Origin of the sequence: Tropicimonas sp., from assembly GCF_047971885.1 — a bacterium.
Lineage (GTDB): Bacteria > Pseudomonadota > Alphaproteobacteria > Rhodobacterales > Rhodobacteraceae > Tropicimonas.
The window spans coordinates 1-13178 of sequence record NZ_JBKEAE010000067.1; the positions used below are offsets into that span (position 1 = coordinate 1).

General features: G+C 64.4%; 13 protein-coding genes and 1 pseudogene. 7 read left to right on the plus strand and 7 right to left on the minus strand.

From position 1 onward, the window contains the following. The 4 genes and pseudogenes from ACK5IR_RS06900 to aroC form a co-directional block, all read left to right on the plus strand. A partial coding sequence (locus ACK5IR_RS06900) for an adenine deaminase (RefSeq protein WP_416927249.1) occupies nt 1-1490 on the plus strand: 1490 nt, incomplete at its 5' end. Beyond that, a complete protein-coding gene (locus ACK5IR_RS06905) occupies nt 1487-2971 on the plus strand; it encodes an AMP nucleosidase (RefSeq protein ID WP_416927251.1) in 1485 nt (494 codons plus the stop codon). The genes ACK5IR_RS06900 and ACK5IR_RS06905, both read left to right, overlap by 4 nt. A gap of 131 nt (nt 2972-3102) precedes the next feature. Beyond that, nucleotides 3103-3327: pseudogene (locus tag ACK5IR_RS06910) on the plus strand (HU family DNA-binding protein); the annotation flags it as partial. A 205-nt stretch (nt 3328-3532) separates the two neighbouring features. After that, on the plus strand, nt 3533-4648 hold the full coding sequence (gene aroC / locus ACK5IR_RS06915) for a chorismate synthase (RefSeq protein ID WP_416927253.1): 1116 nt from the start codon (nt 3533-3535) through the stop codon (nt 4646-4648). A 178-nt stretch (nt 4649-4826) separates the two neighbouring features. Here aroC and ACK5IR_RS06920 read toward each other — a convergent pair whose 3' ends face one another. The 7 genes from ACK5IR_RS06920 to ACK5IR_RS06950 all read right to left on the minus strand — a co-directional run bounded on the left by ACK5IR_RS06920 (nt 4827) and on the right by ACK5IR_RS06950 (nt 10717). Continuing rightward, nucleotides 4827-5033 (minus strand): cold-shock protein, encoded by a 207-nt coding sequence (locus ACK5IR_RS06920; RefSeq protein ID WP_416927255.1) that lies wholly within the window; start codon nt 5031-5033, stop codon nt 4827-4829. Nucleotides 5034-5399: 366 nt separating this feature from the next. After that, on the minus strand, nt 5400-7352 hold the full coding sequence (gene thrS, locus ACK5IR_RS06925) for a threonine--tRNA ligase (protein WP_416927257.1): 1953 nt from the start codon (nt 7350-7352) through the stop codon (nt 5400-5402). Between the two features lie 206 nt (nt 7353-7558). Next, nucleotides 7559-8011: a ribonuclease HI gene (gene rnhA / locus ACK5IR_RS06930; protein ID WP_416927259.1), complete on the minus strand. Its 453-nt coding sequence runs from the start codon at nt 8009-8011 to the stop codon at nt 7559-7561. 51 nt (nt 8012-8062) lie between these two features. After that, nucleotides 8063-8518: a DUF3429 domain-containing protein gene (locus tag ACK5IR_RS06935; protein WP_416927261.1), complete on the minus strand. Its 456-nt coding sequence runs from the start codon at nt 8516-8518 to the stop codon at nt 8063-8065. Beyond that, nucleotides 8515-9129: a LysE family translocator gene (locus ACK5IR_RS06940; protein WP_416927263.1), complete on the minus strand. Its 615-nt coding sequence runs from the start codon at nt 9127-9129 to the stop codon at nt 8515-8517. The genes ACK5IR_RS06935 and ACK5IR_RS06940 overlap by 4 nt, the downstream gene beginning before the upstream one ends. After that, nucleotides 9126-10079 (minus strand): 4-hydroxy-3-methylbut-2-enyl diphosphate reductase, encoded by a 954-nt coding sequence (ispH, locus tag ACK5IR_RS06945; protein ID WP_416927265.1) that lies wholly within the window; start codon nt 10077-10079, stop codon nt 9126-9128. The genes ACK5IR_RS06940 and ispH overlap by 4 nt, the downstream gene beginning before the upstream one ends. A 59-nt stretch (nt 10080-10138) precedes the next feature. Continuing rightward, entirely contained in the window at nt 10139-10717 is a 579-nt protein-coding gene (locus ACK5IR_RS06950) for an NYN domain-containing protein (RefSeq protein ID WP_416927267.1), read from the minus strand. 87 nt (nt 10718-10804) lie between these two features. Between ACK5IR_RS06950 and folK the strand changes: the two genes are divergently transcribed. From folK to ACK5IR_RS06965, 3 genes are all read left to right on the plus strand, one after another. Then, a complete protein-coding gene (gene folK, locus ACK5IR_RS06955) occupies nt 10805-11395 on the plus strand; it encodes a 2-amino-4-hydroxy-6-hydroxymethyldihydropteridine diphosphokinase (RefSeq protein WP_416927269.1) in 591 nt (196 codons plus the stop codon). 72 nt (nt 11396-11467) lie between these two features. Beyond that, nucleotides 11468-11824, plus strand: coding sequence for a DNA-directed RNA polymerase subunit omega (gene rpoZ / locus ACK5IR_RS06960; RefSeq protein ID WP_416927271.1), 357 nt, complete (start codon nt 11468-11470; stop codon nt 11822-11824). A 24-nt stretch (nt 11825-11848) separates the two neighbouring features. Further along, nucleotides 11849-13178: RelA/SpoT family protein (locus ACK5IR_RS06965; protein ID WP_416927273.1), on the plus strand; the 1330-nt coding region annotated here is incomplete at its 3' end.

Here is a 13178-nt window from a genome sequence, read left to right on the forward strand (position 1 = left end):
TGATCCCGCACGGCACCACGACGATGTTCACCGACCCGCACGAGATCGCCAATGTCCTCGGCCTCGAAGGCGTGCGTCTGATGCATGACGAGGCGATGATTCAGCCGGTCAACATCTTTACCCAGATGCCGTCCTGCGCGCCCTCGGCGCCGGGGCTCGAGACGACGGGCTACGAGATCACCGCCGAGGAGGTGGCCGAGGCGATGGCATGGCCCGGCATCATCGGGCTGGGCGAGATGATGAACTTTCCCGGCACCGTCGCCGGCGACCCGCAGATGCTGGCCGAAATCGCCGCAACCCAGCGGGCGGGCAAGATCGTGGGCGGGCATTATGCCTCGCCCGATCTGGGGCCCCCCTTCCACGCCTACGCCGCAGCCGGGCCGGCCGACGATCACGAGGGCACAAGCGAGGCCGACGCGATGGCGCGCGCGCGCCAGGGAATGCGGGCGATGCTGCGGCTCGGCTCGGCCTGGTACGATGTCGAGCGCCAGATCACCGCGATCACCCGAAAGGGGCTCGATCCGCGCAATTTCATCCTGTGCACCGACGATTGCCACTCCGGTACGCTGGTCAACGACGGACACATGAACCGCGTGGTGCGCCACGCCATCGCCTGCGGTTGCGACCCGCTGGTGGCGTTGCAGATGGCAACGGTAAACACCGCCAGTCATTTCGGGCTGGAGCGCGAACTGGGCTCGATCGCGCCGGGGCGGCGGGCGGATGTGATCCTGTCGTCGGACCTGCGCGACCTGCCGGTCGAACTGGTGATCGCCCGTGGCCGGGTTGTGGCCGAAAACGGCGAGATTCTGGTCGAATGCCCGCATATCGACTGGCCGGAAAACGCGCGACGCTCGGTTCATCTGGGCAAGCGACTGGCGGCGGCCGATTTCGCGATTGCTGCACCCGAAGGCGCCAATCACGTCCGTGCCAAGGTGATCGGGATCGTCGAGAACCAGGCCCCGACCAGGGCGCTTTCCGCCGACCTGCCGGTCAGCGACGGGCTGGTCGAGGCAACCGGCGACATCTGCCAGATCGCACTGGTCGAACGTCACCGCGGCACCGGCGCCGTGGTCAACGCCTTCGTGCAGGGTTTCGGCTATGCCGGGCGCATGGCCATGGCCTCAACCGTGGCACACGACAGCCACCACATGATCGTCGTCGGCACCAGCCGCGAGGACATGGCGCTGGCCGCAAACCGGCTGGGCGAGGTTGGCGGCGGAGTGACGCTGTGGCGCGACGGGGCCGAGGCAGCGCTGGTCGAACTGCCTATTGCCGGGCTGATGTCGGACGATCCGGCGCAACAGGTCGCGGCGAGGGCCGAGGCGCTCGGCCGAGCGATGCGCGAGGCCGGCTGCGCCCTCAACAACGCCTACATGCAGCATTCGCTGCTGGCCCTTGTGGTCATCCCGGAACTCAGGATATCCGACAGGGGGCTGGTCGATGTGACCCGCTTCGAGGTTACCGATCTGATCGAAAAGGTACTGGAATGAACCGGCCCGCAAATGCCGCGCCGATCCGCATCCCCGATCATGCGCCGCACCAGTTGTTCGACGACCCGGCCCGTACCGTCGAACGGCTGATCGAGCTTTATCGGACGGCGACCGGTTTTCTGGCCGACAGTTTCGCCCGCGTTCTTCAGGACGGCGACACCGGCGTTCGCTATCGTGCCTTCTACCCCGAAATACGGATCGAGACCACCAGCTTCGCGCCGGTGGATTCGCGGCTTTCCTTCGGGCATGTCGCCGAGCCCGGAACCTATTCGACCACGGTGACCCGGCCCGACCTGTTCCGGAACTACCTGATCCAGCAGATCACGCTTCTGATCGAAACCCACGCCGTCCCGGTGATGGTCGGCCCGTCCGGAACGCCGATTCCGCTACATTTCGCGTTGCAGGATCTGGGCGGTGCCGACGTACCGCAGGAGGGGGCTGTCGATTTCCAGATACGCGACGTTTTCGACGTTCCCGACCTGGCGACAACCAACGACGACATCGTGAACGGCTACGGGTTCAAGTATCCAGACGGCTCGGGGCCGCTGGCCCTGTTCACCGCGCAACGGGTGGATTATTCGCTCGCCCGGCTCAGCCACTACACCGCAACCGCGCCCGAGCATTTCCAGAACCACGTGCTTTTCACCAACTACCAGTTCTATGTCGAGGAGTTCGAAGCCTACGCCCGCAGGGTGCTGGGCGATCCGGACTCCGGCTATACCGCGTTTGTCGGGCCCGGGAACCGGCGCATCACCGGCCCCGACGAACCGGTGCCGGCCCCGGCGAAGATGCCGCAGATGCCGACCTATCATCTGCAACGGCCCGGCGGCAGCGGCATCACGCTGGTCAATATCGGTCTCGGACCGTCGAACGCCAAAACCGCCACCGACCATATCGCCGTACTGCGCCCGCATGCATGGCTGATGGTCGGCCATTGCGCCGGGCTGCGCAACACACAGGCACTGGGGGATTTCGTTCTGGCCCACGCCTATCTGCGCGAGGACAAGGTGCTGGACGACGATCTTCCGGTGTGGGTGCCGGTTCCGGCACTGGCCGAGATACAGGTCGCGCTGGAAGATGCGGTCGAGGAGATAACCCAGCTCGAAGGGTACGACCTGAAGCGCATCATGCGCACCGGCACCGTCGCCACCGTCGACAACCGCAACTGGGAGTTGCGCGACCAGTCCGGCCCGGTGCAGCGCCTCAGCCAGTCGCGTGCCATCGCGCTCGACATGGAAAGCGCCACCATTGCCGCCAACGGCTTCCGTTTCCGTGTGCCCTATGGCACGCTTCTGTGCGTGTCCGACAAGCCGCTGCATGGCGAACTGAAGCTTCCCGGCATGGCCAGCGCGTTCTACAAGACCCAGGTTGCCCGCCATCTGCTGATCGGCGTAAGGGCGATGGAACTGCTGCGCGGCATGCCGCTGGAGCGCCTGCATTCGCGAAAATTGCGCTCTTTCGAGGAAACTGCGTTTCTTTAGTGCCGAGTGTTGCAGGAAAGCCCTTGTTTTGTTGGGAAAATCACCACAAAAAGTTGTGGGCAACGACAATATGCCGTAGAATCGCCAAATTAAGCCCCAATCGAAAGGGGCATCCACGAGGAGACAATTACATGGCCGCGAAACCGATGACCAAGACGCAGCTTGTGGCTGCCATCGCAGAAGAGATGGGCGCAGACAAGAAAACCGCAAATGCCGCGCTGGAGGCCATCACCGGCATCATCACCAGGGAAGTCGCCGGCGGCGGCGCGGTTACCCTGCCCGGCGTTGGCAAGATCTACTGCCGCGAGCGCCCGGCACGTCAGGTCCGGAACCCGGCCACCGGCGAGATGATCCACTAGGATGCCGACAAGGTCGTCAAGGTCACCATCGCCAAGGCGCTCAAGGATTCGGTCAACGCCTGATCGTCCGGCCGCCAAGCTATCTCCGGGGCCGCCTTCGGGCGGCCCCGTGCATTTGGTGCGGGCATTCGGACCAAGGCGGAAGCCCACCCTTGAGTGCGGCGCGCCCGGTCACTAAACCGGAGCGCAAAGGAGCCCGCTCATGAGCCTCAACACCTTCGGTCATCTCTTCCGCGTCACGACCTGGGGCGAAAGCCACGGGCCGGCGATCGGGGCCACGGTCGATGGCTGCCCGCCGGGTGTGCCGGTCAGCGCCGCAGCGCTTCAGGTCTGGCTCGACCGGCGCCGTCCGGGCACGAGCCGGTTCATGACCCAGCGGCGCGAGCCCGATGCGGTAGAGATCCTGTCGGGTGTCTTCGAAGGGGTCAGCACCGGCACGCCGATCCAGCTTCTGATCCGCAACACCGACCAGCGGTCAAAGGATTATGGCGATATCGCAGGGAAATTCCGCCCCGGTCACGCCGACATCACCTATTGGCAGAAATACGGTATCCGCGATTATCGCGGCGGCGGCCGGTCCTCGGCCCGGGAAACGGCGGCGCGGGTGGCGGCCGGCGGTGTGGCGCGCGCGGTGCTGGAGCAACTGGCCCCCGGGCTGACGATCACCGGCTACATGGTCCGGATGGGGAGCAAGGCGATCGACCGCGCCCGGTTCGATTTGTCCGAGGTGCCGAACAACCCGTTCTGGCTACCCGATGCCGAAGCGGTCGGGGAATGGGCGGACTACCTCGACACGATCCGCAAGGCGGGTTCTTCCGTCGGCGCGATGGTCGAACTGCGCGCTTCGGGTGTGCCGGCAGGGCTGGGCGCGCCGGTCTATGGCAAGCTCGACACCGATCTTGCCGCCGCCTGCATGTCGATCAATGCGGTCAAGGGGGTCGAGATCGGCGAGGGCATGGATGCGGCCATGCTGACCGGCGAGGCGAATGCGGACGAGATATTCATGGGCCCCGATGGCCCGGTCTATTCGTCGAACCATGCCGGCGGCATCCTCGGCGGCATCTCCACCGGTCAGGATGTGGTGGTGCGGTTTGCCGTGAAGCCCACATCCTCGATCCTGACGCCGCGCCGGACGATCACGAAATCGGGCGAGGAAACCACCATCGTGACCCGGGGTCGGCATGACCCCTGCGTCGGAATCCGCGCCGTACCGGTGGGCGAGGCAATGATGGCCTGCGTGCTGCTCGACCATATCCTGCTCGATCGGGCGCAGATGGGCGAAACGCGGCCCGGCAGGATCGGCCCCGAACACACCTGATGTCGCGCCATCCGCTGCGGACAGGGCCATCGGGCCCGGGCTTCGTCCAGCGGCAACTGAAACGCGGGTACCTGGCTGTGGCGCGGGCCAGAGAAAATGCGCGCGCCGTCCAGCCCCAGCCGCCCGGTGCGACCGCCCCTGCCGGAGCGACCGCAAGGTTTCGGGCATTTCGCTGTGGTCAGACGGCCTTGAGTTCTGCCGCCATGCTGCGTCCGTCGCGTCCCTCGCGCAACTCGTAGGACACCTTCATGTTATCGGCCAGTCCCGTCATCCCCGCACGTTCGACGGCGCTGATATGCACAAACACGTCCTTTCCGCCCTCGTCAGGCGCAATGAAGCCGTATCCCTTGGTCGTGTTGAACCACTTCACGGTGCCGGTCGGCATTTCCCGCGTCTCCTTCGTCTGGTTCTTTCCGCCCGCGAGATTGCGGCGGAGTGGTCACGCGCCGGACTTTCTCGTGGGGGCAGGCCAGTGAGTCGTGGTAGGCATCGTCACGCAACCAATGGTGACGTAGTTTTGTAACAAAACAACCCCCTTGAGCGATCAATTCGCATTGGCGCGACAGGCGCCCGGGAATCGGGCCTCCGGCGCGGGACAGATGCCACACGGATTGGCAAGGTTACGATGTGCACCAGCAAGGGATGGTTCACCGCCGGAATTGCCGGGCAAGCGGGCAGATCTGCGGAACGTCGCGACACAGCACCATTGGCGTGCGGGAACACTTTCCGGTGCCACGCGCCCCTGCACCTGTCACGCCTCCGCCAGATCGGGCGGCAGCGCCTCCAGCCGCAACTCTCCGACGATCTGATCGAGCGGAACCGTCACCGTCTGCTTCTCGCCCAGCCGGCGCACTGTCACGGTACGGTTCTCGACCTCGCGCTGACCGATGGCGAGGATCACCGGCACCTTGCCGAGCGAATGTTCACGCACCTTGTAGTTGATCTTCTCGTTGCGGATATCGGCCTCGGCGCGCAGACCCGCCGCCTTGAGTTGCCCGACCGCCTCAAGCACGAAGGCATCGGCATCCGAGACGATCGAGGCCACCACAACCTGTCGCGGGGCCAGCCACATCGGCATCCGCCCGGCGTAGTTCTCGATCAGGATTCCGATGAAGCGCTCGAATGAACCGAGGATGGCGCGGTGCAGCATGACGGGGCGGTGTTTTTCGCCGTCCTTCCCGACATAGCTCGCATCCAGCCGCTCGGGCAGGTTGAAATCGGCCTGGAAAGTGCCGCACTGCCATTCGCGTCCGATGGCGTCGGTCAGCTTGAAATCGAGCTTGGGGCCATAGAAGGCGCCTTCGCCGGGGTCGATCTCGAAATCGTTGCGGATCTTCAGGATGGCGTTTTCGAGCGCCGCCTCTGCCCGGTCCCATACCTCGTCGGCACCAACCCGCATCTCGGGCCGGGTCGACAGCTTGATGTCGAACCTGGAGAAGCCGGTATCGCGGTAGATGTCGGCCAGCAGAGCGATGAAGGCGGCGCATTCCTGCTCGATCTGCTCCTCGGTGCAGAAGATGTGCGCATCGTCCTGGGTGAAGCCGCGCACCCGCATCAGCCCGTGCAGCGCGCCATGCGCCTCGTAACGGTGGCACGAGCCGAATTCGGCAAGACGCAGCGGCAGGTCGCGGTAGGACTTGATCCCCTGGTTGAAGACCTGCACATGGCAGGGACAGTTCATCGGCTTGAGCGCGTTCATCCGCTTTTCGTTGGCGTGTTCCTCGTCGATCTCGGTGACGAACATGTTCTCGCGGTACTTGTCCCAGTGGCCGGATGCCTCCCAGAGCTTGCGGTCCACCACCTGCGGGGTGCGGATTTCCTTGTAGCCGGCGCGCGTCAGCTTGCGGCGCATGTAGTCTTCCATCTCGCGATAGATGGTCCAGCCATTGGGGTGCCAGAAGACCATGCCCGGCGCTTCCTCCTGGAAATGGAACAGCTCCATCTCCTTGCCGAGGCGGCGGTGATCGCGCTTCTCGGCCTCCTCAAGAAAGGTCAGGTAATCCTTCAGTTGCTGCCGCGTCTGAAAGGCGACACCGTAGATGCGCTGCAATTGCGGGCGGTTCGAATCGCCGCGCCAATAGGCGCCGGCAACCTTCATCAGCCGGAAGGAATCGGCGGGCACCTGCCCGGTATTCTGCAGGTGCGGGCCGCGGCACAGATCCTGCCAGTGGCCGTGCCAGTACATGCGGATCGGCTCGTTGCCGGGAATGGCCCCGATCAGTTCGACCTTGTAGGGCTCGTTATTGGCCTCGTAGTAACGGATCGCGCGCTCGCGCTCCCAGACCTCGGTCGTCACCGGGTCGCGGCGGTTGATGATCTCCTTCATCTTCACCTCGATCCGACCCAGGTCTTCGGGAGTGAAGGGCTCGGCGCGGTCGAAATCGTAGTACCAGCCGTTCTCGATCACCGGGCCGATGGTGACCTTCACATCCGGCCATATCTCCTGAACGGCGCGCGCCATGATATGGGCAAGGTCGTGGCGGATAAGTTCCAGCGCCGGCGCCTCGTCCTTCATCGTGTTGATGGCGATGCTCGCATCGGCTTCGATCGGCCATTGCAGATCCCAGTGCCGGCCATTGACCATGGCGGAAATGGCCTTCTTGCCCAACGATGTCGAAATCACCGCCGCAACTTCGGCCGCCGTCACGCCTTGCGGGAATCTGCGGCTCGCGCCATCGGGGAATGTGAGGGAAATATCGGCCATCTCGGCTCTCCTCGTCGGTCTGGCGCCCACGGAACGCCCGGTTGCAGGATCATATGTCCGCGCTCTGTGCGCCCGCGACGCCGGGATGTCAATGAGCCGTGACGCAAGGTCCGGTTCCGCCCCGGCAAACAAACGGGACCATGGACGTTGCGGAACCCGGCCCATGCATGTCAGCCCGGACACCGCGCCGCCTGACGGGCCGGGGATCATGGCTTGAACGGCGCCATCCCCGTACGGGCCAGTGCGTCGGCGCGTTCGTTCCCTGGGTGGCCGGCGTGGCCCTTGACCCACTCCCAGCGCACATCGTGGCGGCTCTGGGCGGCATCGAGCCGCTTCCACAGTTCTTCGTTCTTCACCGGTTTTTTCGATGCGGTTTTCCAGCCGTTCCGCTTCCAGCCATGCACCCATGCGGTCACGCCGTTTTTCACATAGGCCGAATCGGTCACCACCGTGATCGTTGAAGGCCGGGTAAGGCATTCGAGCGCGCTGATTGCCGCCAGAAGCTCCATGCGGTTGTTGGTGGTCTCCGCCTCGCCGCCGCTCAGCTCGCGTTCGCGGATCACCGTATCGCCGTCGCGCGCCTGCAACAGGACCCCCCAGCCACCGGGGCCGGGATTGCCGGAGCACGCTCCATCGGTAAAGGCAAGAAGATCGGGCATGGGCGGCGGATACGTCAGACACGCCGCCGGGGCAAGGGCTGGCCGGACCGATCAGAACCCGAGAACGATCACCGCAAGGCTTCCGACCGCGACAACGCCCATCGGCAGTTTGAGCGCCATCCACCAACCGGGCGCGATGCCGTTGCGCCAGAGGAACCAGTCGATCCCCAGCACGCCGAGAAACCCGGCGGCCAGATAAACGGCGGTGCTGACCGGGCCGCTGCCGGAAAGAAGAAAGGCCCAGAGCGGCGGAATGGCCGCAAGCGCGTATCCCGGACCCGCCGCCTCTGCCCCGGCGCGCGCAGCAAGACCCCAGAAGATCCCGCCCGAAAAGGCGAGCAGGATCGTACCGTAGAACAGGAGGATATAGGGATAGACGAACCTCGGCCCCAGCAGATGCAGCGTCAGGGATTCGACCGCCGGGACGAACCTGGTCGCGATCCCCCATGCGAACGGTACCAGCGCGGCGGCGCCAAGCGCCCGCGCGGTTCGCGGAAGATCGCTCATGCGCGCTCCAGCGCCAGCCGCAGGCCAAGCGCGGCGAAGATCGCCGCGAAAGAGCGGTTGAGCCAGCGCATTGCCCGCTCGCTCGACAGGATCGCATCGCGCGCGGTCGCGGCAAAGATACCGTAGCCGACGAAGATGACGAAGGTAAACGCCATGAAGATCGCGCCGAGCAGCACCATCTCGGCCGTGGCGGTGGCGGCGTTTCCGCTGAGAAAGGGCGGCAGCAGCGCAAGAAAGAAGATGGACAGCTTCGGGTTGAGGATGTTGATCAGCGCCCCGCGCCGGGCGACGGCGAAACGCGGCACCGGTGCACGGTCGGCATCGATGGAAAGCGCGCCGCCCGATTTCAGCGCCTGCCAGGCCAGCCAGAGCAGATAGGCGACGCCGGCGAATTTGACCATCTGAAACAGAAGCGCCGAGGTGTGCAGCACCGCCGCCAGCCCCAGCACCGCCGCCAGCAGGTGTGGCACGATCCCGACCGTGCAGCCGAGCGCGGCCCAGACCGAGGCCTGCCGCCCCTGCCCCAGCGCCGTCGCCAGCGTATAGACCACGCCCGTTCCGGGCGCGAGCACCACGACAATCGCGGTCAGCAGGAATTGCAGCGAGATCATTCCACCTTCTCCCTCAGCACGCGGGGCACCTTGAACTCGACCCGCTCGACAGCCGTCTCGACCTTTTCGACGGTCACGTCGTAGCGTTCGGCCACCGCGTCGAGCACTTCGCGCACCAGCACCTCGGGCGCCGAGGCCCCGGCGGTGATGCCGAGCGCCGAGATCCCCTCGAGCGCGCGCCAGTCGATATCGGCAGCCCGTTGCACGAGTTGCGAATAGCCGCAGCCGGCACGTGCGCCGACCTCGACAAGACGCCGCGAGTTCGACGAGTTGGGCGCGCCGATGACGAGGATCGCATCGACCTCCGCCGCCATGGCCTTGACCGCCTCCTGACGGTTGGTGGTGGCGTAGCAGATATCTTCCTTGTGCGGTCCGACGATGGACGGAAAGCGCACCCTGAGTGCGGCGACGACACCGGCGGTATCGTCGATGGAAAGTGTCGTCTGGGTCACATAGGCCAGCCGCTCGGCTTCGCGGACCTCCAGCGTACCGACATCGGCCTCGGTCTCGACCAGCAGCACCTCGCCGTCGGGCAGTTGCCCCATGGTGCCGATCGTCTCGGGGTGGCCGGCATGCCCGATCATGACGATCTGAAGACCCGCCTCGGTGTGGCGCTCGGCCTCGATATGCACCTTGCTGACCAGTGGGCAGGTGGCATCGACATAGATCATGTGGCGCCGCTCCGCCTCGGCCGGAACCGATCTGGGCACTCCGTGGGCGGAAAAGATCACCGGCCGGTCGGCCGGGCATTCGTCCAGTTCCTCGACAAAGACGGCCCCCTTGTCGCGCAGCGCGTCCACCACGTACCGGTTGTGAACGATCTCGTGGCGGACATAGACAGGCGCCCCCCATTTCTCGAGCGCCATCTCGACGATCTTGATTGCCCGGTCGACACCGGCGCAAAACCCGCGCGGCGCGGCGAGATAGAGTTTCAGCTCGGGTCTGGCCATCGGCAACCTCCGGCGAGCAGACCTAAAGCGCGCGCGCATGTTCGTCCAGAGCGGCAGGCTCAATCGCGCGCGAATTCCTCGGAACGGTCCGCGCTGTCATGGCGCGGTTCGCGCGGCGGACGTCCGATCACGTCTTTCAACTCGTCCAGTTCGATGAAATTGTCGGCCTGACGGCGCAACTCGTCGGCGATCATCGGCGGCTGGCTGCGGATGGTCGAGACGACCGACACGCGCACACCCGAGCGCTGGAGGCTCTCGACCAGCGTCCTGAAATCGCCATCACCGGAAAACAGGACGATGTGATCGACATGCGGGGCAAGCTCCATGGCATCGACCGTCAGTTCGATATCCATGTTACCCTTGACCTTCCGTCTTCCCTGACTGTCGATGTATTCCTTGGCCGGCTTCGTGACCATGGTAAACCCGTTGTAATGCAGCCAGTCGACCAGCGGCCGTATCGGAGAATAATCGTCGTTTTCCAGAAGGGCCGTGTAATAGAAGGCGCGCAGGAGCTTTCCCCGCCGCATGAACTCCTGGCGAAGCAGCTTGTAGTCGATGTCGAACCCGAGCGCCTTGGCGGCGGCATACAGGTTGGATCCATCGATAAAGAGCGCAAGCCGCTCGTCTCTGTAGAACATAAAATATCCTTCCGGTATATCTGCCCGGGCGGAGAGTGGTTGAGTGGAGTCGCCCGTGCAATGCGCGATAAATAAGGATTTCCCCCATTGCCGCAAGACATATCACGACACAATTCAGTAACAAAGTCCCTTATCTCTCTGGGCGCAAACGTTATATCGCCCGCAGGTGCCCCTGCGCGAACCGTTCGGGCAGCATTTGAAGCGCTGGAGGACGATGAAATCGTTGTCGTTTCCCGAAGCAGGCTTTTTGCCACACCCTGCATGCCGGCGGGTGCGGGCCCCGATTATGTCAACGCCGCGGCGCTGATCACATCTTCCCTGCCGGCCGCCGGGCTTCTGGACCGGCTTCACCGGATCGAGGCGCGATTCGAACGCCGGCGCGATACGCGCTGGGGGGCCCGCACGCTGGATATCGATCTTCTCGATCATGGCGGGCAGATCGCGCCCGACCTGAAAACCTGGTGGACCTGGCACGACCTGCCGCTTGAGATGCAGATGGTGCAGGCGCCGGACCGGCCGATCCTGCCGCACCCGCGCATTCAGGACAGGGCCTTTGCGCTTCTGCCGCTAGCCGACGTCGCGCCCGGCTGGCGCCATCCGGTGCTGGGCCTGAGCGTGGCGCAGATGCGCGCAAGGCTGACCGCCGGCGCGCTTTCCGGGATCGCGCCCATCGGCTGACAGTCCGCTTGCACTTTCCTCCAAGGGATAATAAGTAGCTTTTTCCCACCCTAGGCAGGACTGGAGTTGCCAATGGCCCGCGTGACGGTCGAAGACTGCGTTGACAAGGTTCCGAACCGTTTCGAACTGGTGATGCTTGCCGCCTATCGCGCGCGTGAATTGTCGGCGGGTTCCGAAATCACCATCGACCGCGACAACGACAAGAACCCCGTCGTCGCGCTGCGCGAGATCGCCGACGAAACCCAGCTTGCCGACCACCTGCGCGAGCGCCTGATCGAATCGAATCAGACCCAGATCGAGATTGACGAGCCGGAAGAAGATTCGATGGCGCTGCTGATGGAGCCGGGAAATGTCGACCGCCCCGAGGAAGACGGGATGGATGAGGAACAGATGCTGCGGGCGCTGATGCAGGCGCAGGAGCCGCGCTAGGAACGAGGGAAGACCGCGCGCGCAATGATTGACGTTGATGATCTGGTCGCGCTGGTCACCGCCTACAACCCGCGCAGCAACACCGGCAAGATCCGGGAGGCCTATGCCTTTGGCAAGGAGATGCACGCCGGCCAGACGCGCCATTCGGGCGAGCCCTATTTTTCGCATCCCGTTGCCGTTGCGGCGCTGCTGACCGAACAGCGGCTGGACGATGCCACCATCATCACCGCCCTGCTGCACGACACGGTAGAGGACACGCGCGCCAGCTATTCCGATATCGAGCGGCGGTTCGGCAGGGACGTGGCCGAGCTTGTCGACGGCGTGACCAAGCTGACCAACCTGCAGCTCAGCTCGTCAGAAACCAAGCAGGCCGAGAACTTCCGCAAGCTGCTGATTGCCATGTCGCGCGACCTGCGGGTGATTCTGGTCAAGCTGGCCGACCGGCTGCACAACATGCGGACGATCAAGTACCAGCGCACCGAAAAGCAGATCCAGAAATCGCGCGAGACGATGGATATCTATGCACCGCTGGCCGGGCGCATGGGCATGCAGTGGATGCGCGAGGAGCTTGAGGACCTTGCCTTCCGGGTGCTGAATCCCGAGGGGCGTTCTTCGATCATCCGGCGTTTCATCACGCTCCAGCGCGAAACGGGCGACGTGATCCACAAGATCACCGGCGATATCCGGCTCGAACTGAGCAAGGCGAAAATCGATGCCGAGGTCTTCGGCCGCGCCAAGAAGCCCTATTCGATCTGGCGCAAGATGCAGGAGAAGGGCATGGCCTTCTCGCGCCTCTCCGATATCTACGGCTTCCGCGTCATCACCGACACCGAACAGGATTGCTATCGCGTCCTGGGGGCGATCCACCAGCGGTGGAAGGCCGTTCCGGGCCGGTTCAAGGATTACATCAGCCATCCGAAATCGAACGGCTACCGTTCGATCCACACCACGGTTTCCGGCCGGGACGGCAAGCAGGTCGAGGTTCAGATCCGCACGCGGCAGATGCACGAGGTGGCCGAATCGGGGGTTGCGGCGCACTGGTCCTATCGCGACGGGGTGCGGGCGGAAAACCCGTTCGCGGTCGACCCCGCCGAGTGGATTTCGACCCTGACGGAACGATTCAACGAATCCGACAATGTCGATTTTCTCGAGCACATGAAGCTCGAGATGTATTCTGACCAGGTGTTCTGCTTCACCCCCAAGGGCGACGTGATCAAGCTGCCCAAGGGGGCGACGCCGCTCGATTACGCCTATGGCATCCACACCCGCATCGGCGACAGTTGCGTCGGCGCCAAGATCGACGGCGTGCGGGTGCCGCTGTGGACCCGGCTCAAGAACGGCCAGTCGGTCGAGA